The sequence below is a fragment of the Ereboglobus sp. PH5-10 genome (assembly GCF_029504735.1).
GTDB lineage: Bacteria > Verrucomicrobiota > Verrucomicrobiia > Opitutales > Opitutaceae > Ereboglobus.
Map to the genome: position 1 here is coordinate 25,916 of NZ_JAQFIP010000003.1, position 24,401 is coordinate 50,316.

The 24,401-nt window shown below is 62.2% G+C and carries 20 protein-coding genes, 1 tRNA gene and 1 riboswitch; of the genes, 14 read left to right on the forward strand and 7 right to left on the reverse strand.

Annotation, left to right across the window (positions count from 1 at the left end; genetic code table 11):
• Nucleotides 1-4 precede the first annotated feature (4 nt).
• On the reverse strand, nucleotides 5-967 hold the full coding sequence (gene trpS / locus M2447_RS03520) for a tryptophan--tRNA ligase (RefSeq protein ID WP_277557420.1): 963 nt from the start codon (nucleotides 965-967) through the stop codon (nucleotides 5-7).
• A 112-nt stretch (nucleotides 968-1,079) separates the two neighbouring features.
• On the opposite strand from trpS, the gene murJ reads away from it, so the two are divergent.
• On the forward strand, nucleotides 1,080-2,705 hold the full coding sequence (murJ, locus tag M2447_RS03525; protein WP_277557421.1) for a murein biosynthesis integral membrane protein MurJ: 1,626 nt from the start codon (nucleotides 1,080-1,082) through the stop codon (nucleotides 2,703-2,705).
• A gap of 123 nt (nucleotides 2,706-2,828) precedes the next feature.
• Here murJ and M2447_RS03530 read toward each other — a convergent pair whose 3' ends face one another.
• Nucleotides 2,829-3,113 (reverse strand): metal-sensitive transcriptional regulator, encoded by a 285-nt coding sequence (locus M2447_RS03530; RefSeq protein ID WP_108823829.1) that lies wholly within the window; start codon nucleotides 3,111-3,113, stop codon nucleotides 2,829-2,831.
• Nucleotides 3,114-3,225: 112 nt separating this feature from the next.
• Between M2447_RS03530 and M2447_RS03535 the strand changes: the two genes are divergently transcribed.
• The 12 genes from M2447_RS03535 to M2447_RS03590 all read left to right on the forward strand — a co-directional run bounded on the left by M2447_RS03535 (nucleotide 3,226) and on the right by M2447_RS03590 (nucleotide 16,634).
• Nucleotides 3,226-5,238 (forward strand): cation-translocating P-type ATPase, encoded by a 2,013-nt coding sequence (locus M2447_RS03535; protein ID WP_277557422.1) that lies wholly within the window; start codon nucleotides 3,226-3,228, stop codon nucleotides 5,236-5,238.
• A gap of 446 nt (nucleotides 5,239-5,684) precedes the next feature.
• A complete protein-coding gene (locus tag M2447_RS03540; protein WP_277557423.1) occupies nucleotides 5,685-7,430 on the forward strand; it encodes a hypothetical protein in 1,746 nt (581 codons plus the stop codon).
• A gap of 51 nt (nucleotides 7,431-7,481) precedes the next feature.
• Nucleotides 7,482-8,300: a cytochrome c biogenesis protein CcsA gene (gene ccsA, locus M2447_RS03545; RefSeq protein ID WP_277557424.1), complete on the forward strand. Its 819-nt coding sequence runs from the start codon at nucleotides 7,482-7,484 to the stop codon at nucleotides 8,298-8,300.
• Nucleotides 8,297-9,370 carry a glutamyl-tRNA reductase gene (gene hemA / locus M2447_RS03550; protein WP_277557425.1) on the forward strand — a complete coding sequence of 358 codons (1,074 nt, stop codon included), beginning with the start codon at nucleotides 8,297-8,299 and terminating at the stop codon, nucleotides 9,368-9,370. The genes ccsA and hemA overlap by 4 nt, the downstream gene beginning before the upstream one ends.
• Nucleotides 9,371-9,410: 40 nt before the next feature.
• Nucleotides 9,411-9,510, forward strand: a riboswitch (TPP riboswitch).
• 73 nt (nucleotides 9,511-9,583) lie between these two features.
• On the forward strand, nucleotides 9,584-10,405 hold the full coding sequence (thiM, locus tag M2447_RS03555; protein WP_277557426.1) for a hydroxyethylthiazole kinase: 822 nt from the start codon (nucleotides 9,584-9,586) through the stop codon (nucleotides 10,403-10,405).
• 108 nt (nucleotides 10,406-10,513) lie between these two features.
• Entirely contained in the window at nucleotides 10,514-11,137 is a 624-nt protein-coding gene (gene thiE, locus M2447_RS03560) for a thiamine phosphate synthase (protein WP_277557427.1), read from the forward strand.
• Between the two features lie 96 nt (nucleotides 11,138-11,233).
• The gene (gene thiD, locus M2447_RS03565) at nucleotides 11,234-12,034 is read left to right on the forward strand and encodes a bifunctional hydroxymethylpyrimidine kinase/phosphomethylpyrimidine kinase (RefSeq protein ID WP_277557428.1); all 801 of its coding nucleotides are present in this window, start codon (nucleotides 11,234-11,236) and stop codon (nucleotides 12,032-12,034) included.
• A 106-nt stretch (nucleotides 12,035-12,140) separates the two neighbouring features.
• Nucleotides 12,141-13,295 (forward strand): ATP-dependent 6-phosphofructokinase, encoded by a 1,155-nt coding sequence (locus tag M2447_RS03570; RefSeq protein WP_277557429.1) that lies wholly within the window; start codon nucleotides 12,141-12,143, stop codon nucleotides 13,293-13,295.
• Nucleotides 13,296-13,367: 72 nt separating this feature from the next.
• Nucleotides 13,368-13,814: a hypothetical protein gene (locus tag M2447_RS03575; protein WP_277557430.1), complete on the forward strand. Its 447-nt coding sequence runs from the start codon at nucleotides 13,368-13,370 to the stop codon at nucleotides 13,812-13,814.
• A 99-nt stretch (nucleotides 13,815-13,913) separates the two neighbouring features.
• Nucleotides 13,914-13,988: transfer RNA gene (locus M2447_RS03580), tRNA-Gly, on the forward strand.
• A gap of 50 nt (nucleotides 13,989-14,038) precedes the next feature.
• Nucleotides 14,039-15,691, forward strand: a complete 1,653-nt coding sequence (locus M2447_RS03585; RefSeq protein WP_277557431.1) for a sulfatase — start codon at nucleotides 14,039-14,041, stop codon at nucleotides 15,689-15,691.
• Nucleotides 15,692-15,857: 166 nt separating this feature from the next.
• Nucleotides 15,858-16,634, forward strand: coding sequence for an ElyC/SanA/YdcF family protein (locus M2447_RS03590; protein ID WP_277557432.1), 777 nt, complete (start codon nucleotides 15,858-15,860; stop codon nucleotides 16,632-16,634).
• A 15-nt stretch (nucleotides 16,635-16,649) separates the two neighbouring features.
• Here the strand turns inward: M2447_RS03590 and M2447_RS03595 are convergent, their stop codons facing one another.
• From M2447_RS03595 to M2447_RS03610, 4 genes are all read right to left on the reverse strand, one after another.
• Entirely contained in the window at nucleotides 16,650-16,844 is a 195-nt protein-coding gene (locus M2447_RS03595) for a hypothetical protein (RefSeq protein WP_277510613.1), read from the reverse strand.
• A 36-nt stretch (nucleotides 16,845-16,880) separates the two neighbouring features.
• Nucleotides 16,881-17,687 carry a pyrroline-5-carboxylate reductase gene (proC, locus tag M2447_RS03600; RefSeq protein WP_277557433.1) on the reverse strand — a complete coding sequence of 269 codons (807 nt, stop codon included), beginning with the start codon at nucleotides 17,685-17,687 and terminating at the stop codon, nucleotides 16,881-16,883.
• 153 nt (nucleotides 17,688-17,840) lie between these two features.
• Nucleotides 17,841-19,085, reverse strand: coding sequence for a nucleoside monophosphate kinase (locus M2447_RS03605; protein ID WP_277510610.1), 1,245 nt, complete (start codon nucleotides 19,083-19,085; stop codon nucleotides 17,841-17,843).
• A gap of 24 nt (nucleotides 19,086-19,109) precedes the next feature.
• Nucleotides 19,110-20,636: a glycine--tRNA ligase gene (locus M2447_RS03610; RefSeq protein WP_277557434.1), complete on the reverse strand. Its 1,527-nt coding sequence runs from the start codon at nucleotides 20,634-20,636 to the stop codon at nucleotides 19,110-19,112.
• Nucleotides 20,637-20,859: 223 nt separating this feature from the next.
• Between M2447_RS03610 and M2447_RS03615 the strand changes: the two genes are divergently transcribed.
• Complete coding sequence (locus M2447_RS03615) at nucleotides 20,860-23,010, forward strand: polysaccharide biosynthesis tyrosine autokinase (RefSeq protein ID WP_277557435.1); 2,151 nt, start codon at nucleotides 20,860-20,862, stop codon at nucleotides 23,008-23,010.
• A 95-nt stretch (nucleotides 23,011-23,105) separates the two neighbouring features.
• On the opposite strand, the gene M2447_RS03620 is transcribed toward M2447_RS03615, so the two are convergent.
• Nucleotides 23,106-24,371, reverse strand: a complete 1,266-nt coding sequence (locus M2447_RS03620) for a CinA family nicotinamide mononucleotide deamidase-related protein (protein ID WP_277557436.1) — start codon at nucleotides 24,369-24,371, stop codon at nucleotides 23,106-23,108.
• Between the last annotated feature and the right edge of the window lie 30 nt (nucleotides 24,372-24,401).

Below are 24,401 nucleotides of genomic sequence, written 5' to 3' on the forward strand. Positions count from 1 at the left end.
CACATCACAGTCCGCAAGCCTCGCGCGCTTTTTTCAGGATGGGTGCCGCGACCTCCCTCGCTCGCGCGGCGCCGTCGGCCAGGACCTTGTTCACATAGTCCATGTTCGCGGCAAGCTCGGCACGCTTGGCGCGGGCCTCAGCGAAATAGTTCCAGTAGTGCTCGAACAGGCTTTTTTTCAGGTCGCCGTAGCCGAGCCCGCCCGCGCGCAGGCGCTCCTCGGTTTCCTTCGCGATATCGGCGGGCGCAACGAGTTTGAGTAGCTGAATTGCGAGGTTTTTGTCCGCGTCGGGTTTCGGCTCCGCGGGCGTGCGGCTGTCCATCACGATACCCATGATTTTTTTGCGCACGGTCTTTTCGTCGCCAAAAATGTCGATCGTGTTGTTGTAGCTCTTGCTCATTTTCTGACCGTCGAGGCCGGGAACGGTGGCGACTTCCTCGCGGATTTCCGGCTCGGGAACTGTAAACACCTCGCCGTAGGCCAGGTTGAATTTGATCGCGATGTCGCGGGTAATCTCCAGATGCTGCTTCTGATCCTTGCCCACGGGCACGAGGTCGGAGTTGAACAGCAAAATATCCGCGGCCATGAGCACGGGATAGGAGAACAGTCCGAAGCTCGGCGAGAAGCCGTGCGCGATCTTGTCCTTGTAACTGTGCGCGCGCTCGATGAGCCCCATCGGGGCGACGGTGCCGAGAATCCACGTCAGTTCGCACACCTCGGGCACGTCGCTTTGCTTCCAGAAAACGCTGCGCGCCGGATCTAGCCCGCACGCGAGAAAATCGAGCGCCACATTGAGCACGTTTTTGCGCCGCTGCTCCGGGTCGGTGAGCGTGGTCATCGAGTGGTAGTCGGCTATGAAATAAAACGCGTCGCCGCGCGCCTGCAATTCGACGGCGGGTTTGATGGCGCCAAAATAGTTGCCGATGTGGAGCGTGCCCGAGGGCTGGATGCCTGTGAGAATGCGCATGGGAAGAATAAAAAGGGAGCAGGATGAAAGGAGTATGGAGTCAGGAGAAGAAGAAAAACGCTCCCCGCGCAACTCAATCGCAAAACATCCGCGCGCGGCCCGAGCTAATTTCTTGCTAGATGCCGCCCGCGTGGCGACAAATGCGGGCGTGTCGAGGAACCTCAAAAACATAGGCTTGGTGTCGGGCGCGACGATGGTGTCGCGCGTGCTGGGCCTTGTGCGCGACATGCAGACCGCGGCGGTCTTCGGGTTGAGCGGGATTTCGTCGGCTTTTTTCACCGCCTACCAGCTGCCCAATTTGTTCCGGCGGCTGCTCGGCGAGGGTTCGCTCACGGCGGCGTTTGTGCCGACGCTCAACATCGAGCTCGAACAACGCCGGCGCGAGGGCGCGTTCGCGCTGGTCAACCAAGTCGCGAGCTGGCTCACGGTCGTGGCGGGCGCGGTCGTGGTGGCGGCGATGATTTTTTTCAGCCAGCCGCCGTGGATCGAGGCGGCCGCGCGCGTGTTCACCGGCGACAACGCCACCGTGCAACGCTGGCTGTTGAGCGGCAACATGACCGTGGTGCTGTTTCCCTACCTGCTCTTTGTGTGCCTGGCGTCCGTGTTCAGCTCGGCGCTGCAATCGCTCGGGCGCTTTCTCGAGCCGGCCCTGTCGCCGATCTGGCTCAACCTCGCCATGATCGGAATGCTCTGGCTCGGCGTGCGGCTCTGGCCGGACGCAAAAATGACGCAGGTTTACATGCTGTGCGCCGGCGTGCTCGTCGGCGGACTCGGGCAAATGTGCGTGCCCGGATGGGCGTTGCTGCGCGAGGGCTGGCGTCCGCGCTTCACGCTTGAGCTCAGCGAGCCTGTGCGCGCGATCTTCCGGCTCATGGCGCCGACGGTGCTCGGCTCGGCGGTTTACCTGATCAACATGACCGTGTCGCGCTACATCGCCCTGTCGCTCAACGACGGCGCGGTCGCGCTTCTCAATTTTGCCCAGCGCCTGATGGAGCTGCCCATCGGCGTGTTCGCCGTGGCGGTCTCGACGGTGGTGTTTCCGCTCATCTCGCGCTTCGCCGCGCAAAACGACACCGCCGGCATGGCAAACGCCTACCGCAAGGGAATGCGCCTGATCCTGCTCATCAACATCCCCGCCGCCGCCGGGCTTGGCGTGCTCGCGCTGCCGCTAATCCGGCTGCTGTTCCAACGCGGCGAGTTTGTCGCAAGCGACACCTTCGCGATGGCCCCCGTGCTCGCGATCTACGCGGTCGGGCTTCCGTTTTTCTCGTTTGTAAACCTGGTGCTGCGCGCCTTCTACGCGCGCCGCGACACCAAGACGCCCGTGGTGGCCGCGCTGCTGAGTTTCGTGGTGAACATCGTCCTGAGTCTCGCGCTGATGGGGCCGCTCTCGACCGCGGGCCTCGCCATCGCGGGCAACGCAGCCATCATCGTGCAAGCAGTGTTTTTGCAGGTGATGCTCACGCGCAAAGCGCCCGAGATGGCGTTCATCCACATCGGCCGCGACCTCGGAAAAATAATCATCGCGAGCGCGGCGATGGGCGCGGCGGTCTGGGGAGGCTGGCGCGCGTGGACGCACCTCGCGACAGCGACGACATTCAACACCGCCTGCGGCCTCGCCATAATGATCGCCGCCGGGGTCGCGCTCTACGCGGCCCTCGCCTGGGTGCTACGCATCGAGGGCCGCGACGAAGCGCGCGCCATGATATTGAAACGGATTCGCCCCCGATCAAGGTAACACGGACATTCCTGTCCGTGCCGTGAACCAATACCGCGGAACACAGACAGGAATGTCTGTGCCACCTTGCAAAAACCCATGCAGCGAGCAGAAGGTAAAGCTGGCAGTCCGCGCGCCCCGCATCTACTCCACGTAGCGCTCCAGCACGGTCGTCAGCTCGCGGATGCGGCGCTTGGCGTCGTTGCCGTTCGTCGCGCCCTCGATGCAATCGCGTATGTGCGCGTGCAGGATTTTTTCCGAAAGCGACTTGATCGCCTTTCGTATGGAAAGCAGTTGCAGCAGGATTTCCGCGCAGTCGCGGTCGGCCAGCAGCATGCGCTCCACTCCGTTGATCTGCCCGGCGATCTTGCGAACGCGAACCTGCAACGCCTTTGTCTCGCCCTCGGGATGATGATGTATGTCGCTCATAAAAATGTCGGGGCCTTCCCCTTTTTTGAAAATTAGATCGTGTGTCTGGCACGGACATTTTCACGTTTCTTTCGTCTTGTCAATATGGGTATAGGGGGTATAGCCCTTACTCATGACGACATCCCGCGAACAGGATCACCACGATGAAAACCATCACCATGATGACGATGATCACGAACACGGCCACGACCATGGTCATGGCCACCAATCCGGCCACGGACATCACCACCACGGCGGCGAATGGAAGAATCTCGCACTGCTCGCGGGGCTCTGCGGCGTCCTCGGCGTCACGGGATTTGTGATTGAGCGCGCGGAAGTCGGGCCCGCGTGGCTGGCCGGTGCATTCTACATCGCCGCCCTGGTCGCCGGCGCGTGGGACGCGGCGAAGGACTCCTGGGAAAACATAAAGGCGCGCACGCTCGACATCCATTTTCTAATGCTTGCGGTCGCCGTCGGCGCGGCATGCATAGGCGCGTGGCACGAGGCGGTCGTGCTGTTGTTTCTTTTTTCGGGGGCGGAGGCGATGGAAGCCTATGCGATGGACCGCACACAGCGCGAGGTCAGCTCGCTGCTCAAGAGCGCGCCAAAAACCGCCACGCTGCTCGACGACGCCGGCATGGAAACAACGGTTGAAGTCGCCGCGCTCGCCGTGGGCAACCATGTGCGCGTAAAGCCCGGCGAGGCGTTTCCAACCGACGGCACGGTGATCAAGGGCGAGAGCGCCTGCGACGAATCGACCATCACCGGCGAGGCAACCCCGGTCGAAAAGGAAGCCGGCGCCGCGGTTTACAGCGGCACGATAAACCTGTGGGGAGTGCTCGATTTCGAGGTCAACCGGCTGCCCTCCGAAAGCACGCTGCAAAAAATCATCCGCATGATTCAGACGGCGCAAAAACTCCGGGCCCCCAGCGAGCGATTCACGGATAAATTTGGCGGCCATTACACGCTCCTCGCGCTCGGCGCCTGCGCAGTCATGTTTTTTGTGTGGTGGCTCGGCTTCGGTGCGCCGCCGTTTATCAGCGGTGAAACGACATCGGCGTTTTATCGCGCCATGACGCTCCTCGTCGTCATGAGCCCCTGCGCGCTCGTGCTCTCGATTCCCTCGGCAATTCTCGCCGCCATCGCGTGGGGCGCAAGGCACGGCGTGCTGTTTCGCGGCGGGGCGGCCATCGAAAAACTCGCCGACGTGGATGTCATCGCGCTCGACAAGACCGGCACGCTCACGACGGGAAAACTAAGCGTCGCCACCGTGGAAAGTTTTCCGCCGGGCCGCGAATCCGACGTGCTGCGCCTGGCATGCGCGCTTGAAAACAATTCGCAGCATCCGCTCGCGCGCGCCATCGTCAAACACGCGCAAAACACGGGCGTGCAAACCGCCGCGGTGGAGGCGTTCGAGTCGCTCACCGGCATGGGGCTTCGCGGACGCGTGGACGGCGTGCCCGTGCTGCTTGGCCGGCGCGAATTGATCATCGAAAACCACACCGGTCCGCTGGTCGAAACGATTAAAAGTTTTCCGCCCTCGTCGCCGGACCTGAGTGAAGTATGGGTAACCGGCGGGGATGTGACGGGGCGCATTTTGCTGCGCGACGAAATACGCACAACCTCCCGCGACACGCTCGCCAAGTTGCGCGCAAACGGAGTGCGCACGGTGATGCTCACGGGCGACCGGCGCCATGCCGCGGAAAACATCGCCCGCGAACTCGGCCTCGACGAAGTGCGCTCCGGCCTGAAGCCGGAGGACAAGGTCGCGGCGATCCAGAGTTTCCGCGAGCAAGGCAAACGCATCGCGATGGTGGGCGACGGCGTGAACGACGCGCCGAGCCTCGCGGCGGCGGACGTGTCCATTGCGATGGGCGCGCGCGGCAGCGACGCGGCGCTGGAACAGGCCGAGGTCATCCTGATGCACGACCGCATTGAAAACGTGCTCGCCGCGTTTCGCCTGAGCCGCCGCGCAAAAAGAATCATCAAACAAAACCTCGCCGTTTCGCTCGGCGTGGTCGTGGTGATGGCGACAGGCTCGATTTTTGGCATCGTCCCGCTCTGGCTCGGCGTGATCGCGCACGAAGGCAGCTCCGTCGTCGTCTGCCTCAACGCGCTTCGCCTGCTGCTGGGGAAGGACAAGTAACGGCAACCGCTCACAAAAACACACATAGTCCGGCGCAACTTATGGCGAGCGGTCGCGTCACGCTTGCCAACATGAAAACGCGAGCCCCTGTTCACCACGTTAAATGCGCAACAATAAGGTTCCCGCTCTTCACAAAGATACCCCTGACGCTACTGGCCTTAATCATCGCCCTGCCGAACATCTCCCGCGCTACGGCGGCATCCAGTTCAAATCCGCGTGCGTCCCACCTCAGCGTTTACATTCAACCCCAAGACCAGTCGATTTATGTCGACGAGGCCGCCACATTTAGAGCGGTGTTCGAAAATTACTTCGCGGAACAGCTGACTCTCCAATGGGAATGTTCCGAGAATGACGGATACTCATGGTTCGATGTGCCATATCCGGGCCACGGCGGACGCCTCTCTAACTACTCGGACGACGGAAACACCGAAACACTCCGGACTTTTATGACTCCAGAGTCATTTGACGGAAACCTCTACCGATGCCGAGCCACCAACGAATACGAAACCATCTACAGCAATGAAGCCCGGCTCACGGTGCGCAAGCGCACTGGCAATAACGGAGAAGAGCCGCCCGACGATGGCAACACCACCGGTTTCCTGCCGACACAGCCCTACAACACCGGCTGGATTCCCGCCACGCTCACCGCCTTCGACGGCGAACAAATCACGCTCATCGCGCCCGCCGGAGGCGACCCGATCCCTGTCTGCCAGTGGCAAAAGTCTCCCGACAATGGCGCATCGTGGCGTGTGATCCCGGGAGCAACCGGAACAAAGTTCACCTTCACGGCAGGGGTTAGGTTTCACAATGGAGACAAAATCCGCCGTGTCGCCACCAACGGTCACCACACCGAAGCCGTCAGCAACGTCCTCACGCTCACCGTGGTTCCGACGCTCTTCACCGCGCCCGCAGCCATCGAGTTCGACGCATCGGGCAATCTCTACGTCGCCGACTCCGCGGCGCACGTCATTAGCAAAGTCACGCCCCGTCTCGCCGCCACCCACCTCGCAGGAGCTAACGGTGAAGGAGCATTGGCTGACGGCTTGGGAACAGGAGCCCGATTCCACGCGCCCGTCGCGCTCGCCCTCGACGCAACAGGCGCGTTGCTAGTCGCCGACAGTGGCAATGCAGCCGTCCGCAAAATCACCGCCGAAGGAAACGTCACCACCTTCGTCACCGGACTTTTTGAGCCGACCGGTGTCGAGACATCCCCCGATGGCTCCGTCTTCATATCCGACGCAAGCGCGCACAACATTTGGCAGGTCATGCCCGGCGGCACGCAACCCGCCGGCTTCGCAGGACTCGCGGGAGCCCCGGGATTCGCCGACGCCACCGGCTCGAGCGCACGCTTCCGCAACCCCTCCCACCTGCACGTCGATGACGCCGGTGATCTCTACATCGCCGACACCGGCAACCACCTCATTCGCACGATCGCGGCGGACGGCGCCATAATCACATGGGCGGGAGCGCCGGGCGTTTCCGGCACGACCGACTACAATCCGATCGTCGACGCCCGCTTCAACCACCCCGGCGGCATTACCTCTGACAACGACGGAAACCTCTACATTGCCGACACTGCAAACTCCACCATCCGCAAAATCAGGAATGGAATCGAGGTCACTACCATCGCCGGCAAGCCCGGCGTCACCGGCTTCACAAACGGCGTCGGGCGCAACGCATTGTTCAACCAGCCCTCGGACATCGCATACGATGGAACCGGCAGCCTCTATGTGGCTGACACCGGCAACTCTGTCATTCGAAAAATCGCGCTCGCCACCGGCGAAGTGACAACGCTGGCCATTTACAACGCCAGCGGTGAACCACCTCCGCCGACCACCTACGTGCTGGACGTCAGACTTGGCCACGGCTCCGGAAATTATGCGGCGGGGGACGCGGTGACGCTCACCGCTTACAATCCGCCCAAAGGCGGCTCTTTCGACTGCTGGATGAGCACGGCCGGAGGAGTGTTCACCGACGCCAAGTCCGCAACCACGACATTCACCATGCCACCAAACGCGACTAGCATTTATGCATTCTACAATTCAGCGGGCACGGGAGCGGGAACAGGCTCGGGCAACGACATCGCTGTCACAAATCGCAATGCCGCCGGCGGCGGTGCGCACTCGCCCAGTTTCCTTGCCTCGCTTGCCGCGCTGATCGTCCTGCGCATGCTGTTCGGAAAAAACAAATGAGCACGCGCTGTCTTGCGCTCATCGGAAGATTTCGCATCTAATCGGCCGCGAATGACCGAGACTTTCCTCACAGACCGCGCCTGGCTCTGGCTGGCGGCCGCTCTTTACCTGGGCGGCTTTTTGTTCGGCGTGGTCCCGCTCATCCGGCGCGGGCGTCATTCGAACCGCCTCGCGTTTTTTATCATGCTCGCGGGGTTCGCCGCGCAAACCCTCGGACTGTATCTGCGCGGAAAAGCAATCAGCGGCTGTCCCATCGGCAACACGTTTGAGATTTTGCAATTCACCACATGGTCGGCGGTCGCCCTGTATTTTGTCGTCGGCGCGGTTTTTCGGTTAAGTCTGCTCGGGTTTTTCACATCCGCGTTTGCCGCCGCGCTCAGCCTCGTTTCGCTCGCGGTTCCGGCGTGGGACGCGGTTCGCCGCGCGTCCGCGTCCGGCGGCAACGCGTGGGTCGAGTTTCACGCCGCGCTCGCGCTTTTTAGCTACGGCGTTTTCGGACTGCTCGCGCTCACATCCGCCATGTATCTGCTTCAGTGGTTTAGCATCAAACGCCGGCGGATGGACGGCATTTTTTCGCTCCTGCCGCCGATGCAGGCGCTTGATCAAATCAACCTGCGCCTGCTCACGACCGGGGTCGTTTTGCTCGGCGCGTCGCTCGCCGTCGCGATCATCCACTGGCAGCGCACCGCGGGCCACGCCATAAATTCCGCCATGCTGTTTCTCGGCGCGATCTGGTTTCTTTACGCGGTGGCTCTCTCATTCCGCCGCGCAAACATCGTGCCCGCCCGCCGTCTCGCGTGGGTTTGCATCGCGCTTTTTACCGTGGCGATTGCCACGCTCGGCGTCATCGACGCGCACCGCCTGCCATGAGCGCGCACGAAACAGGAGTCTTTTTTTATCTCGGCGCGAACCACCACGCCGCGCCTCTCGCGCTGCGGGAAAAACTCGCGCTCACCGAGGACAAGCTGCCCGCGTTCCAAGCGCGCCTCGCCGCCATCGACGGCCTGCGCGGAACCGTCGTGCTGAACACCTGCAACCGCGTCGAAATCTACGGCCTCGCCAACGCACCCGAAATCATCGCGCGCATCGAGGCGGAGTTTTGCGCATTGCAAGATTTTCCACCGGAGACGTTTCGCGATGTCCGCCAGCATGCGACGGGACGCGACGCCATCCAGCATCTCCTCGAAGTGGCCTCGGGGCTCGACTCGCAGATGCTCGGCGAAACCGAAATCCTCGGGCAGGTGAAGGACGCCTACGCCGACGCGCTGACGCGCCGCGCGACAGGCCCCGCGCTCAACCGCATTTTTCAAAAAACATTCCAATACGCAAAACACGTCCGCACCAGCACCGCGATCACCGCCGGCCAGGTCAGCATCGCCAATGTCGCCGTCGATCTCGCGCAAAAGATTTTCGAAGAGCTTGGGCGCACGCGCATCCTCCTGCTCGGCGCGGGAGACATCAGCGAAAAAACCGCGCGCGCGTTCCAGAGCCGCGGCGCGAGCGCCCTCACCGTGGCCAGCCGGACGTTTGAGCGCGCCATGGCGCTTGCAAGCGATCTCGGCGCCACCGCCCTGCCCTTCGGGCACGTCCCCGCGCACCTTGCCGATTATGACGTTGTTGTCTGCTCGACCGCCGCGCCCGAGGCCGTGATCCGCCGCGACGACGCCGAGGCCGCCATGCGCCGCCGCCGCGCGCAGCCGCTTTTTTTCATCGACCTGGCCATGCCGCGCGATGTCGAGCCATCCGTCGCCGACATCGAAAATGTTTTTGTCTACAACCTCGACGACCTCGCGCGCATCGCCGAAAAAAACCGCGCCGCCCGTGAAAACGAGGTCGTTCGCGCGCGCGAAATTTTGCGCGAAAAATCCGCCATGCTTTGGAGTCAGATCGCCCCGGAGTCGCCAAGCCCCGGCCCGTCTCGGCGCGGCGACGCATCCTGAAGGATTGACAGCGCCCCGCCGCGGGCAAAACTCCGCCGCGTCTAGTGACACGGGGTGCTTCCGCCCGAGGGAAGCTGAGAACAAACCCGTCGAACCTGATCCGGTTAATACCGGCGAAGGGAATCGTCACAGCCGCGCCGGGCGCGCCAGCACCGGGACGGCGGGCCGGTTCAGTCGCCGCGAAAAAACCGCGTTGAACCAAATCTCGCAAACATGGCCCAAAACAAACCAACAGTCACCGTCGACGACATCGTCCGCGTGCTCGAAACGCTCCGCGAGCGACGCCCGCTCGTGCATTGCATGACCAACGAGGTCGTCAAGGACATCACCGCAAACATACTCCTCGCCATCGGCGCGTCGCCCGCGATGGTCGAGCACGCGGAGGAGGCCGCCGAGTTCGCGGCGATCGCCGACGCGCTCCTCATCAACGTCGGCACGCTCGGCACCGCGCAAATGGAGGCGATGCGCGCCGCGATCGCCGCCGCCACGCTTGCCGGAAAACCGTGGGTGCTTGATCCCGTCGCAGTCGGCGCGATCAGCCTGCGCACGCGTTTTTCCCGCGAGATTCTTGCGCAACGCCCCGCGCTCATTCGCGGCAACGCATCCGAAATCATCGCGCTCGCGGGCCGAGCTGGAAAAGGCCGCGGCGCGGACAGCGGCGACAGCGCCGAGCACGCGCTCGATGCCGCGGCTCAACTCGTCGCGCAGACTGGAAACGCCGTTCTTGTCACCGGTTCCGTTGATTACGCGCTTGATGCCGCGCGCACGCTCGCCTGCGCCAACGGCCATCCGCTTCTCACGCGCGTGACCGGAGTCGGGTGCGCGCAAGGCTCGCTTGCCGCGGCGTGCGTCGCCGTCGCGCCGGCCAAGATTCATGGTGCCGCGGCCGCCGCCGTGTTCATGGCGATCGCGGGCGAGCTCGCCGCCGCGCGCGCGCCGCGCCCCGGAAGTTTTCGCACCGCGCTCATCGACGAACTCGACCGGCTCGACGCCGACACCATTCGCAAATACGCAAAAATCGAAAACAGAGGATAGAAGCCTGAGTGCCAGAATCCATCTTCCACCATTCACTCCTCACTACTCGCCACCCATCCCTCTTCATCTCCTGACTCCTGTATTCTGACTCCTGACTCCTTTTCCCTCATGAAACAACCCGATTACACACTCTACATGGTCACCGACATGCCGTCGGTTTATAAAAAGGGATTCCTCGAATCCATCGAAGCCGCCGTCGCGGGCGGCGTCTCCATCGTGCAATACCGCACCGATGGCGGCACGAAACACGAGCTTTACGAAAACGGCATGGCCGTGCGCGACCTGCTCAAGCGCCTCGGCGTGCCGCTCATCATCAACGACCATGTCGATCTCGCGCTCGCGCTCGATGCCGACGGCGTGCACATCGGCCAGGGCGATCTGCCCGCGCCCGTTGTCCGCCGGCTAATCGGCAAAGACAAGCTGCTCGGCCTCTCCACATCCAATCGCGAACAGGTCCTCGCGGTTGACAAGACCGTCGTCGATTACATCGGCATCGGCCCCGTTTTCCCGACGCAATCCAAGCGCAACGCCCCGCCCGCAATCGGTGCCGCCGGACTCGCCGAGCTCGTCCCTCTCTCGCCCGTGCCCATGGTTGGAATCGGCGGCATCACTGCGGAAAGCGCGCCCGCCATTTATGCGACCGGCGTGACCGGCATCGCCATTGTCTCGGCGATTTCGTATGCGGATGATCCCCGCGCCGCGGCCGCGGCGCTTCTGGCTGCGAAAAAATGACACATGGTAGGGCGAACCCTCCGGGTGAGCCGTCCACAATCCCGGCTCACCCGGAGGGTTCGCCCTACCCAAAAATTTCACAACAAAACGATCACCATGATTCCTAACGTCCTCACAATCGCAACCACCGACCCGTCGGGCGGCGCCGGCGTGCTCGCCGACTTGAAGGCATTTTCCGCAAACGGCGCCTACGGCATGGGCGTGCTCGCCGCGCTCACGGCGCAAAACACGCAAACCGTCACCGGCATTTATCCAATCCCGCTTGATTTTATCACGCGGCAAATCGACACGCTGTATGCCGACGTGCGCGTTGACTCGGTGAAAATCGGCATGCTCGGCACCGCCGAAATCACGCGCCGCGTCGCCGCCGACCTTCGCCGCCACAACGCGAAACGCATCGTCATCGATCCCGTCATGGTGTCCAAAAGCAAACACCAGTTGCTCGCCCATGACGCCATCGAGTCGCTCCGCGGCGAACTCTTCCCCCTCGCCGAAATCATCACGCCCAACATCCCCGAAACCGAGGTGCTCCTCGGCTGCGCACCGATAAAAAACCTCGACGACATGCGCAAAGCCGCGCGCGCCCTGCGCGAGCTCGGCCCGCGCATTGTCATGGTAAAAGGCGGTCATCTCGACGGTGCCGAAAGCATCGACATCGTTGATGACGGCGTCACGCAAACCGAGCTCCGCGCCCCGCGCATCGCCACAAAAAACACGCACGGCACCGGCTGCACGCTCTCCGCCGCGATCGCCGCCCAGCTTCCGCAGTGCGCCACGCCGCTCGACGCGATCCGCGCCGCCAAAGCCTACCTCACACGCGCCATCGAAACCTCCGGCGCGCTCGACGTCGGCTCCGGCCACGGCCCGACGCACCATTTTTGGAACCTGTGGAAGTAGATGCGCGGCATCGCTTGTGACGCCCGGCATAATGCGCGCGATTTAACGCGGGGCGTTTATTGCGCCTTGCCCGCGCGCGGTCTTCGCATTTTCCTCGGAGACAAAGATGAAGCCGTCGAAAAAGAATCCCAAATCATCCAAAAAGAAAACGTGCATTGGAGTTCTCACCGCCGGGGGCGACAGTCCCGGCCTCAACGCGGCCATCCGCGCCATCGGCAAAACCGCCATCGGCAAAGGCTGGAACGTCATCGGATTTCGCGACGGATTCCTCGGCATGCTTGAGGATCGCTGGGTCGAGTTAAAAAAGGAGGACCTTGCCAACATCCTCACCGTCGGCGGCACGGTGCTCGGCACGAGCCGGCTCAAGCCCCACCGCATGGGAACGCCAAAAGGCCCCGTCGATGTGCGCGACAAACTCGTGGCCACCTACAAGCGCCACAAGCTCACCGCGCTCGTTTGCATCGGCGGCGGCGGCACGCATAAAAACGCGCTCAAGCTCGCCGAAAAAGGCCTCAACATTGTCACGCTGCCAAAGACAATCGACAACGACGTCGCGCACACCGACTCCACCATCGGCTTCGCCACCGCGCTTGAAATCGCAACCGACGCCATCGACCGCCTGCACAGCACCGCGCACAGCCACCACCGCATCATCCTCGCCGAAATCATGGGACACCGCGCCGGCTGGCTCGCCATGGGCGCCGGGCTCGCGGGCGGCGCGGACGTGATCCTCGTTCCCGAAATCCCCTACGATGTGAACAAAATCGCCGCGGCCATCAAACGCCGCGTCGCGCGGGGCACGAAGTTCAGCATCGTGGCCGTCGCCGAGGGCGCGCGCTCCATCGAGGACACGCGGGCCTACGAAGCCGCGCGCCAGGCAGGCAAAAGCGCGACCAACGCCGCGCAAAAACGCATCGCCAAAACCGTGATCGCCAAGCTCGACGCCGATCACGAGGACAACATCTTTCGCCTCGCCCGCCAGCTCAACACGCTCACCGGCCTCGACTCGCGCGTATCCATTCTTGGTTACATCCAGCGCGGGGGCACGCCCTCCCACCGCGACCGGCTCCTCGGCACCCGCCTCGGCACGACCTGCGTGGAAAGGATCGCCGACGGCAAGTTTGGCATCATGGTCGGGGTTGACGGCGACCGCATCACGACAACCCCGATTTCTAAAGTCGCCGGAAACCTGAAAACACTCCCGCTCGACCATCCGCTGATCCGCTCCGCGCGGCACCTTGGGACAAACTTGGGCGATTAAATTTGCGATGCAAACATCCCGCCGCCCCCAACCTTGCGGAACGCCGCTCGATTAACCATGTCAGCAACGCGCATGAAAAACGCCATTTCCGTTCTCACCATTCTCGTTGCCGCGCTCGTGATGGCGGGATGCAGCACCGTGGACAGTCGCATAAAGGAAAAACAGCCTGTCTTCGATTCGCTGACGCCAACCGAACAGGCGAACGTCAGGCAGGGCATCATTGAGGTCGGCTACACGCCCGACATGGTTTACATGGCGATGGGCAAGGCCGACAAAGTGACAAGCCGCGCCACGGCCAAAGGCACCGTGACCACGTGGATATACAACCAATATTACAAGGAATACATGGGCCGCCGTTTCGTCGGTCACCGTCGCGACATGTATTATGATTCGCGGGCAAAAGTCTGGCGCGTGTATTACACACCGGTGTCCGAGGCGGTTTATCGCGACCGCATGGAGGAAATCGGTCGCATCGTTTTCCGCGACGGCAAGGTCGAGTCAATCGAACAAGTGCAATAAACGGGCGCCCCGGGCGAACACCAAGGCGGACGCGGCAAATTCGTGATTGCCCTCCCCGTCCGCCGCCCTTGAATGCGAGACCGTTCCCCTTTGGTTTTCGCGGGCATAGTATATCGGCTATTATGCGTGCTTCCCAAGCATGAGAGGAGGGTTCGATTCCCTCTGCCCGCACCAATGGCTCTGATTGCCGGCTGGCTCCGGCGAGCCCCCTTGCAGTCCAAATCATGAAAAATATTTTTTGCCGTCTTTTCCTCATACAACAACTTTTTGCATGGTTCGGCGCCGTGCTGGCGCTGGGAGCCGCGCAAGAGCGGGACAAGCGCCCCAACATCTTTTTCTTTTTTGCCGACGACTGGGGGCGCTACGCGGGCGTCTACAAGGAAAACCCCGTCAACCAGCTCGTGAACACGCCCGCAATCGACCGGGTGGGACTCGAAGGCGTGCGATTCACCAACGCGCATGTCAACGCGCCCAGTTGCACGCCGAGCCGCAGCGCGCTGTTCTCGGGCCAATATTTTTACCGCACCGGACGCGGCGCGATCCTGCGCCCCGCCATCTGGGACGAGTCGATTCCGACCTTCCCGCTGCTGCTCGAAAAATCCGGCTATTTTATCGGCCACACTTACAAGGCGTGGGGACCGGGAGTGCCGGCAAACGCGCCGTTCGGGGCCAAGCGCACGCAGTTCACCGGCGCGGGCAATCGTTTCAACAGGTTTTCCCAAAACGTCACCAAGCTCGTCGCAAAAGGCGCGAACCTCGACGACGCCAAGGAGCGGATATACAAGGAGTGCATCGACAACTTCGAGGCGTTTCTCGCCAGGCGGCGCGCCACGCCGGAGGACGCGACAAAACCGTTTTGTTATTACTTCGGCCCCACAAACACGCACCGAGCATGGGAAAAAGGCTCGGGCAAGGCGCTCTGGAATCTCGACCCCGAAAAACTGAAGGGGCGCATGCCCAAATTCCTGCCCGACGTGCCCGAGGTGAGGCAGGATTTTTGCGATTATCTCGGCGAAGTGCTCGCGCTCGATGCCGTGCTCGAACGGTTCATCGCCAAGCTTGAGGCAATGGGCGAGCTCGACAACACGGTCATCGTCCTGAGCGGCGATCATGGCATCCCCGGTTTTCCGCGGGCGAAGTGCAACCTCTACAACATCGGCACCGAAGTCGCGCTGCTCGTGCGCTGGGGCGACAAGGTCAAGGGCGGCCGCGCGGTGGACGACTTCATCAACCTGATGGACCTCGCGCCCACGTTTCTGGAAATCGGCGGGGAAAAACCGCCCGCCTGCATGACGGGCCGCAGCATCCTGCCGCTGCTGCTCTCCGACAAAAACGGACAGGTTGATCCGGCACGCGATTACGTCATCACCGGCCGCGAAAGGCACGTCGAACGCGCGCGCGCCGACCTCACCCCGTATCCGCAACGCGCCATCCGCACGAAGGACTTTTTGTATATCCGCAACTTCAAGCCCGAACGCTGGCCCGCAGGCGATCCTTACGCTTGGAACGCCAAAAAACTGCCCGAAAATTTTGCCGAAAAAAGCCGGGACTCCCGTTACGCGTTTGCCGACATGGACGCGAGCCCGACAAAAACCTGGCTCATGCTTCACGGCGCCAAGCCGGAGTGGATTGTGCACTGGAAATACGCCTTCGGCAAACGCCCCGCCGAGGAGCTCTATGATTTGCGCACCGACCCCGACTGCCTCGTCAACGTCGCGACCGACGCGGATTACGACAAGCGGCGCCAAACGCTCGCCGCCCGCATGATGGAGGTGCTTGCGCAAACCAACGACCCGCGCGCGACAAACGGCGGCGGCATGTTCGAAAACCCGCCCTTTGCCGGACCGGGAACGGAAGAAATCAGAAAGCCCCGGTGACAAAAATCGAAAAGGCCGGCGCGCAAAAACTGCGGAGCGCGGAACGCTCGCGGCACAAAACGCATCGTGTGAATAACAATGGCTTCCCTCATGCCGCGACTTGCGCACGTTTGATGGCGCAATGACTTTCCTGTTCTGGCTCAAAAAAATCATCGGGCTCTTTTTCATGCCGCTGCAGTTCGCGCTTATTATCGGCGTGATCGGCGTGGTGTTCATCTGGCTTCGCAAACGCGAGAAGCTCGCGCGCATCGGGCGCGTCATGATCACACTCGCCGTGCTCGTGCTCCTGCTTGCTTCAAACCGCGGCGTTGCCATCCGGCTTGCGCGTCCGCTTGAGTCCGCCTACGCGCCGATACCGGAGTTAAAATCGGCGTTTGATCCGGCGAATCCCGCCGTGCCCGCCCGGCTCGCCGCGTGCAAATACGTGCTCGTGCTCGGCAGCGGCCATGCCGACGACCCCGCGCGCTCCCGCATCAACCAGCTCAGCAATTCCGGGCGCGCGCGGCTTGCCGAGGCGTTGCGAATCCTCCGCGTGCTGCCACCCGACACGAAGTTGATCGTCTCCGGTTATCATCTGCGCGGCCCTTCGCACGCGCAAGTCAGCGCCGAGGCCGCCGAATCGCTCGGCATCGATCCCGGGCGCATCATTCGCATGGACGAAGCACGCGACACCGATGACGAAATCCGCACAGCCGTCGAAATCGCAAACGGCGCGCCGGTCGCGCTGGTCACGTCCGCCTGGCACATGCCCCGCGCGATGCACATGTGCGGACATCACAAACTCGACGCCCTCGCCTGCCCCGCCGACTATCTGCTTCCCTCAAGCGACAGCGAAGGCGCGCTGGCATGGTTTCGTTTCGAGCTCGGCGCGTTTGAATGCAGCAGCAAGGCGATCCGCGAACGCATCGGGCGTCTGTTTTTGTTGAAAAACTCGATTCTCTAAAAAAAACGCGCCGCGCTACTTTTTCTTCCGTCCCGCGAAAAACGACAGGTAGATGCCCACGGCGGCGATGAGGATCAGCCACCAGAAATAACGCAGCTCGCGCGCGGCAAGGCTGGCGAAGGCGAGCACGCGCGGGAAAATGAGGCACAGGGCGATCGCAACGAGGATCGTGACTGCGATGAGAATTCTTTTGCGTGTTTCGGGTGTCATTGTCCGGCGAATGCGAGGGGAAAACAATCTTGTGCGTCAGTCGCGAGAAAGCTCCTCCGAGCGCGCGGTGGCGGCGAGGACAGTCTCCTTGATGATGCCGCGGAAATCGCGCGCGGCCATGCGCTGCAACCCGGCATAAGTGGTGCCGTTGGGCGAGGTGACTTGATCGCGCAGCGTCTCGGCGTCCTCGCTGCTCTGCGCGAGCAGTTTCGCGGAGCCGAGAAGCGTTTCGATGGCGAGCTGTTTGGCGGAGTCGCGTTCGAGTCCCGCGGCAACCCCCGCATCGCGAAGCGCGGCGGCGAATTCAAAGACATACGCCGGGCCGCTTCCGCTCAGGCCGGTGACCGCGTCGAGTTGCGCCTCCCCAACCGCGACGACGCGGCCAAGCGAGCCAAGCACCTGGTCGATGTTCGCGCGGTCGGTTTCGGCGAGTGGCGAGAGCGACGCCCACGCGGTGACCCCGGCGCCGATTTGGCCGGGCGTGTTGGGCATGGCGCGAACAATGTTGCGCGCATTGGGAAATGTTTGCGCGAGGCGCGCGAGGCGCTTGCCCGCGAGGATCGAGATGATGAGCTTGCCGCGGGTGAGCCCGGCGAGGCTGGCATCGAGCTGGGCGAGCTGCTGCGGTTTGCAGGCAAGAACAACAGTGCCGGCTCCGGCGAGCAGTGTTTCGAGATTGTTGGTCGCGGCGATTCCGGTGCGCGCGGCGAGATCGGCCGCGGTCGTGTCGGTCGCGCTGCCGAGGCACGCGATTTGCGCGGGAGTGCGCGCCCCTTTGTTGATGAGCCCGGTGACAATCGCCGAAGCCATGCGGCCCGCGCCGAGAAATGAAATGTGGTTCATGAGCGTTGGTTTATTTTGGCAGCAGAAAGACGGGGCGCGAATTTTCGATTTTGGATTCTCGATTTTGGATTGCGCGCTACCGCGCGGTTGCGAATGCGAAAATGGAGCGGTAGCTCCCAATCCAAAATCGAGAATCCAAAATCGAAAATTTCTTCATCGTCTCAGTTCCGCGCCCTGGAAGTGGACGTGTATGTGGTGCACTTTTTTCACGCGGTTTTTAATTATGCCGGTGGCAAAGTCCACGCTCTCGGGCACCTCGATGCGGCGAAGATCCACGACGGCGTGGTAGCCGCGTTCCGAAAAAGTGTCGATGAGCATCGCAAGGGCGAGGGGATCATCGAACAGCGGGTCTTCGCTGTTGATGTCGGCGCGCCCGGAAATGGCGTGGCGGATGACGATGGGCATCAGTTTCTTTTCGATAAAACTGACGACGCGCTCGAAAAGCCCGGCGTGCTCGGTTTCGTAGGAGTCGAGGCGTTTGACGAGATCCTGGCGCGCGTGGACGATGATATCGCTGGCGAGCGGCAGGGTGCGCACGCGGTCATAGGTGCGCGGGTCGAGCTCGAGCGAGCTTTGGTAGCGGAGCTCGGCGAGGATTTTTTCATCAACCTCGGCAATGCTGCCCTCGGAGATAACGAAGTGGTAGTTGAAGTTTTCCTTGAGCGACTGGAGCGCCGCCCAGGTTTGCTCCTTGAACACACGGTAGCGATGTCGCGCGAGGGGCACGTCGAAATCGGTCGAGCGTTCCTCGAGCAACTCGCCGATGCCTGTGCGGCGAACCTCCTCGTTGTGCTGGAGAATTTCGCGTCCGCGCTGAAGCTGGCGCTCGACGCTGGTTTTCTCGTCAACGAAAAGCACCATGATGTGGATGGTGGGCTTGCGAAAATGCGCATGGAGCGGGGTGTCGAAAAATTCCGCGCGGAGCTGGTCCATTTTGGCGACAAGCATTTTCATGCACTCGACCTGGACCTGCGTGCGCGGAAATCCGTCGAGGATGACACCGTCGGCGTATTCGGGCTTGAGGAGTTCGCGCATGAGCAAACCGACAACCTCGCGGTCGCCGACCATGTTGCCGGATTCCTTGATGCGCCTGGCCTCGGGAGAGGCGAGGAGCGAACTCATGACGATGGGTTCGCAGGTGAAGCCGCGTGTTTTTTGGATGAAGTTGGCGTGAGTGCCCTTGCCGGAGCCGGGCGCGCCGCCGAGCAGGAGCAGTTCCTTGGGAAAGCGGAGGCTTTCGCGCCCGCGTTCCTGCTCGAGGTCATGCCACACGGCGTCGAAAATGATTTGCGCGTCCTTGATTTCGAGATCGTTTGTGGTGTTGGCGCGCGGAGCGGTCGCGGCGGCGCTTTTTTTGCCGCCTGCGTCCGGGTTGTTTTGATCGGGAACGGGTTTCATGGGAAGAAAACGAGCGGGGGTGGATCAATACACCTTCTCTTCGAGCAGCGCGAAGAGCTCGGCCTCGGTGATGCGGGTTTGCTGCATCGTGTCGCGGTCGCGAAGGGTGAAGGTGCCGTCCTTTTCGATTGTGTCGAAGTCGATCGTCACGCACCAGGGCGTGCCGATTTCGTCCTGGCGACGGTAGCGGCGGCCGATGGCGCCGGACTCGTCGTAGAAGGCGGTGTATTTGCGTTTGATCTTCTTGTAGAGTTCCTGCGCGCGACCGACGAGCGCCTCCTTGTTTTTGAGGAGCGGGAGCACCGCCACCTTCACCGGCGCGATGCGCGGCGAGAGGCGAAGCACGATGCGCGTCTCGGTGTTGCCCTTTTCATCGGTGACCTGTTCCTCGGCGTAGGCGGCGCAGAGCGCGGCGAGGAAAATGCGGTCGGTGCCCACGGCGGGCTCGATCACGTGCGGCACGAATTTCTTTTTCGTGGCCTCGTCGAAAATTTCCTGCGGCTTGCCGCTGGCCTCGGCGTGTTGCGTGAGGTCGTAGTTGCCGCGCGCGGCGATGCCCCAGAGTTCCTGCACGCCGAAGGGATACTTGAACATGATGTCCGTCGTGCCTTTTGAGTAGAACGAAAGCTTGGCCTTCGGGTGGTCGTAGAGCGAGAGGTGCGAATCGGGCAGGCCGATGGAAATGAGCCACTGGCGGCACCATTCAATCCAGTCCTTGTGGCACTGCGCCCAGTCGGCGTCCTCGTGGATGAAGTATTCCATCTCCATCTGCTCAAACTCGCGCGAGCGGAAGATGAAGTTGCGCGGCGTGATTTCGTTGCGAAACGACTTGCCGACTTGCGCGATGCCGAAGGGCAGTTTCACGCGGCCGGTGTCCACGACGTTCTTAAAATCGACGAACATGCCCTGCGCGGTTTCGGGGCGCAGGTAGGCGACGGCGGACGCGTCGCGGAGCGCGCCGACGTAGGTTTCGAACATCATGTTGAACGCGCGCGGCGGCGTGAGGCTGCCGGGCTCGCCGGTGGCGGGCGACGGGATGAGCGGAATCTCGTCGGGCTGCGCCTCGGTGAGGTCCTTGGGTTGCACGGGCGCGAGCTCGCCCTGGATCGCCTTCTTGCGCTTGAGCGTTTCGGCGGCGGACTGAAGCTCGGCGGCGGTGTTTTCGCCCTCGAGCGCGGAAACGTAGCCGACCGTCTTGCCATCGACGACGACGGGCGAGAAAAAGAGCTGGTCGGCGCGGTAGCGTTGTTTGCTGGCCTTGCAATCGACGAGCGGGTCGGTGAAGCCGGCGATGTGGCCCGAGGCCTCCCAAACTTTCGGGTGCATGATGATCGACGACTCGATGCCGACGATGTCGTCGCGGCGGCGCACCATATCGTTCCACCAGCAGTCGCGGATGTTTTTCTTCATCTCGGAGCCGAGCGGGCCGTAGTCAAAAAAGCCGTTGAGGCCGCCGTAGATTTCGGACGACTGGAAAATGAAACCGCGGCGCTTGCAGAGCGCGACAATGGTTTCCATGGAGACTTCGGCGGGTGTGGACTGCGTTGACATAAGTGTGTTGTGAATGGCGGTGGATGAAAAATAAAAACGACAAACAAAACGCACGCGGGGCGCGCGGTCAATGACGGGTTGCCGCGATTGCGCCGGCATCACATCCGCCATTTTGCGCGATTGGCCCCCTTGCGCGGCTCCCAACGCCTCTCATTTGCAATGCGAGATAAAGTTCTTGCTGCCGCGGCGGGGCGCACATTGTCTTTCGTGACGCCCAAAAACAATGGCTTACTCAGATCCAGTCAAGGAGAGCGCACCGCTGCCCGCGTTTCTACAAACGCTTAACCTGCGCAAGGCTCTCATACTCCTCATCCTCGCACTCGTCGTCATCACGACCATCGCGGTCACTGCGTTCCTGCCCAAATGGTATCGCTCCAAGGCGTCCATTCGCGTGCTCAAAATCGGCGCGACCAGCGCCGTCTTCCAGGCGCAGAGCAACGACTACTACGACCCCTACTTCGTGCAGGACCAGCTGCGCACGATCAAATCCCCAAAAATCATCAACCCCGTCATCGAACGCCTCAAGCTCAACGAAAAACTCGCCGCCGTGCTCGAAATCCCCGGACCGCTCCCCGTTGATTTCACCTACGATTATCTCATCAAAAAACGCCTCGTCTCCGTCGAGTCGCCAAAAACATCCTCCATAGTGGAAATCACTATCGACTCCCGCGACCCGGCGCTCTCCGCCGCCATTGCCAATGAGATTGTCGGCGTCTACACCGAGGACCGCATCAACCTCGCCACTGCCGCGCAAAAAGCCGACCTCGCCGAGCTCAACAACCAGCTCGCCGCGCAGGAAAAAATCGTCATCGCCCAGCGCGACACCGTCGAACGCCTCCGCGCGGAACTCAGCATCTCCGGCATCGACCTCACCAATCCGCGCAACAACAGCATGGAAGTCGAGCGCCTCCGCCAGATGCAAAGCACGCTCGTCGCGCTCACCGTGGACGCCAACAGCCTCAAAACCCGCTACGAAAGCTTCCGCGACATTCCGCCCGACAAACGCCTCTCGCTCGTCAACGCGCAACTCATCGAGGACCCCGGCACCCAGCGCCTCCAGCAAATCTACCTCGAGGCCGAGCAAAACGTCACCAAACTTTCCGCCCGCCTCGGCGAAGCGCACCCCGAGATGATCGTCGCCAGCGAAAACCTCTCGAAAATCAAGACCCAGCTCGAGGCGCAACTCACCGGCTACGAGTTCACGCTCAAAAGCAAGGCCGAGGAAGCCGAGGCGCGCGTCGCCGAGCTCAAGAAACAACTCGAGGAAGCCAAGACGTCCCAAATTGAGAACGCCTCCAAGCGCATGCGCCCGTTCGAGGAAGCCATGCAAAAACTCGACGAGGCCACGCGACTCTACACCACCTTCAAGCTCACCCTCCGCCAGCGCGAAATCGACTACAACCAGCCCAAGCGCCCCGTCGAAATCCTCAGCAAGGCCGAGCCCAAGCCCGAGCCCGAGCGGCCCAGCTGGCCGATCAACATCACCTTCGCGATCCTTTTCGGCGTCGTGCTCGGCATCGGCACCGCGCTGCTGATCGACATGTTCGACGCCAGCTTCCGCAGCGTGGCCGACGTGGAACGCCGCCTCCAGCGCCCCGTGCTCGGCGTCATCCCCTCGTCGCTCACCGCGCGCAAGCCCGCCGAGGAGCCGCTCGACCCCGCGGAGGACGAACCCTTCCGCGTCCTGCAAACAAACATCACCCTCGCCCTGCGCAACAAACCCTCGCACGGCGCGCAAACGCTCGTGATGCTCTCCGCCGGCCCCGGCGAAGGCAAGTCGACCACGCTCCTCCGCCTCGCCCGCGCAATGGGCGCCGCCGGCGAACGCGTCCTCCTCATCGACGCCGACCTGCGCCGCCCCACGCAACACCGCCTCTTCAACGTCGCCAAAACCCCCGGACTCGCCGACCTGCTGCAAAGCAAGGTGACGCTCGACCAATGCCGCAGCCGCAACATCGCGCCCGGACTCGACTTCATCCCCAGCGGCACGATCAGCGGTTTCACGCTCAGCCTTTTCTACGCCGACCGCCTCAAGGAAATTCTGGCCGACCTGCGCACGCAATACGACCGCATCGTGTTCGACGCGCCGCCCATAATCGGCGTGAGCGATTCCGCCGTGATCACGAGCCTGATCGACCACGTGCTCCTGCTCATCCAATATCGCCGCAACCCGCTCAGCATGGTGCTCCGCGCGCAGCAAACCATCCTCGGACTCGACAAGGAAATCCTCGGCGTGGTGCTTAACCGCGTCCCGAAAAACGCCGGCGCGGACTATGCCTATTACAGCAAAAATTACGCGTATTACGGCTCAAAAAGCGCCCGCAGCCGCGACAAAACAGCGGGCGACACAATCAATTTTTCGGAAAAGAAATAACAGGGAGTTTCCTCTGTGAGATATTGGCAGGGCGAGCCGTTCACTATCCCGGCTCACCGGGACGGTTCGCCCTACCTTCAAATAACACCGCGTTTTTATGACTGGGTGTTTTTTTCTTTTAGCAACTCCCGACGCAGCCAGTCGAGCCCGGCAGTGATGGCGCGCTGGCGGAGGGCGAGCGGCGGACCGGGATAGGTCACGGTTTTGGCCCATGCGCCATTCGGTGAATACATGCCGATGTGAACCGGGCCGCCGTGTTCGTTGCCGGCGCGCGGATTGTATTCAAACCCTGTTATCGCGAGCGCGTAGTCGGCGCCCATGCGCTCGGCGGCGCCGGTCGCCATCGCGATGGCGCCCTCGTCACTCGCGCCGTTGTGCTGGAGCAACACCTCCTCCGGCACGTCGATGAGCTGCATTTTCGATTCGTGCGTGTGGCAGACGGCGGCGCCCGCAAAAAAATGATTCTGGTCGGGAATGTCGTTGAAGCAGTTTGCGAGCATTCCGCCGGTGGCGTCCTCCGCGATGGCCAGCAGCCTCTTGTTTGCGACAAGCAGGCGCGCCACGACCTGGGGCAGCTCATCGTGGCCGACGCACAACAAATTTTCGCCAAGCTGCGCGGCGCATTCGCACGCGATGTTTTCAAGCTGCGTGCGCGAAATCAAGCCGCCGGGCGAGCTGATGCGGCAATCCACCGCGCCGGGATGCGCGCAATACGCCACGCCCAGCCTCGCGGGATCGGACGCGCCGTGCCTGTCAAAGACGGGCTGCAATTTTGTTTCGAGAAGCGATTCGCCAACGCCGATTGTGCGCATTTGCACATACGCCTCCTCGCCCGCGATGAAACCGAGGCGCGCGAGGCGCGGCATCACCTGCTCGGTGAACATGGGGCGCAGCTCGTTTGGCGGGCCGGGCAGCATGCAAAGCACCTTGCCATCCTGCTCGACCCAGAGGCCGGGCGCGGTGCCGTTCGGATTGTGCAAAATCTCGGCGCGCTCGGGACGCTGCGCCTGCTTGAGATTGTTCGCCGTCATGCACATCCCGAAACGCTCGAATCGCTCGCGAAGGGCGCGCTCCACATTTTCGTCGTGCACGAGTTTTTGGCCGAGTTCCCGCGCGACGGCCTCGCGCGTGCGGTCGTCGCAAGTGGGTCCGAGCCCGCCGGTCGTGATGACCACGTCGGCCACGCGCCAGCTTTCGGCAAACTGACGCGCGATCGCGCCGGCGTCGTCGCCCAAGGTGATGTTGCGTTGCAGCATCACGCCGCGCCGGGCGAGTTGCGAACCGATGAATGTGCCGTGGCTGTTGCCAACCAAGCCGAGCAGCAATTCGTCGCCAAGGGTAAGAAGTTCAAAATGTCGCATGGAAAAGACTCAAACGAACATGCTAATCGC

Bases quoted from the DNA above. Each gene is read 5' to 3' on its own strand.
- trpS (WP_277557420.1), bottom strand. From the start codon at position 967: ATGCGCATTCTCACAGGCATCCAGCCCTCGGGCACGCTCCACATCGGC.
- M2447_RS03530 (WP_108823829.1), bottom strand. From the start codon at position 3,113: ATGAGCGACATACATCATCATCCCGAGGGCGAGACAAAGGCGTTGCAG.
- M2447_RS03535 (WP_277557422.1), top strand. From the start codon at position 3,226: ATGACGACATCCCGCGAACAGGATCACCACGATGAAAACCATCACCAT.
- M2447_RS03540 (WP_277557423.1), top strand. From the start codon at position 5,685: ATGACTCCAGAGTCATTTGACGGAAACCTCTACCGATGCCGAGCCACC.
- ccsA (WP_277557424.1), top strand. From the start codon at position 7,482: ATGACCGAGACTTTCCTCACAGACCGCGCCTGGCTCTGGCTGGCGGCC.
- hemA (WP_277557425.1), top strand. From the start codon at position 8,297: ATGAGCGCGCACGAAACAGGAGTCTTTTTTTATCTCGGCGCGAACCAC.
- thiM (WP_277557426.1), top strand. From the start codon at position 9,584: ATGGCCCAAAACAAACCAACAGTCACCGTCGACGACATCGTCCGCGTG.
- thiE (WP_277557427.1), top strand. From the start codon at position 10,514: ATGAAACAACCCGATTACACACTCTACATGGTCACCGACATGCCGTCG.
- thiD (WP_277557428.1), top strand. From the start codon at position 11,234: ATGATTCCTAACGTCCTCACAATCGCAACCACCGACCCGTCGGGCGGC.
- M2447_RS03570 (WP_277557429.1), top strand. From the start codon at position 12,141: ATGAAGCCGTCGAAAAAGAATCCCAAATCATCCAAAAAGAAAACGTGC.
- M2447_RS03575 (WP_277557430.1), top strand. From the start codon at position 13,368: ATGAAAAACGCCATTTCCGTTCTCACCATTCTCGTTGCCGCGCTCGTG.
- M2447_RS03585 (WP_277557431.1), top strand. From the start codon at position 14,039: ATGAAAAATATTTTTTGCCGTCTTTTCCTCATACAACAACTTTTTGCA.
- M2447_RS03590 (WP_277557432.1), top strand. From the start codon at position 15,858: ATGCCGCTGCAGTTCGCGCTTATTATCGGCGTGATCGGCGTGGTGTTC.
- M2447_RS03595 (WP_277510613.1), bottom strand. From the start codon at position 16,844: ATGACACCCGAAACACGCAAAAGAATTCTCATCGCAGTCACGATCCTC.
- proC (WP_277557433.1), bottom strand. From the start codon at position 17,687: ATGAACCACATTTCATTTCTCGGCGCGGGCCGCATGGCTTCGGCGATT.
- M2447_RS03605 (WP_277510610.1), bottom strand. From the start codon at position 19,085: ATGAAACCCGTTCCCGATCAAAACAACCCGGACGCAGGCGGCAAAAAA.
- M2447_RS03610 (WP_277557434.1), bottom strand. From the start codon at position 20,636: ATGTCAACGCAGTCCACACCCGCCGAAGTCTCCATGGAAACCATTGTC.
- M2447_RS03615 (WP_277557435.1), top strand. From the start codon at position 20,860: ATGGCTTACTCAGATCCAGTCAAGGAGAGCGCACCGCTGCCCGCGTTT.
- M2447_RS03620 (WP_277557436.1), bottom strand. From the start codon at position 24,371: ATGCGACATTTTGAACTTCTTACCCTTGGCGACGAATTGCTGCTCGGC.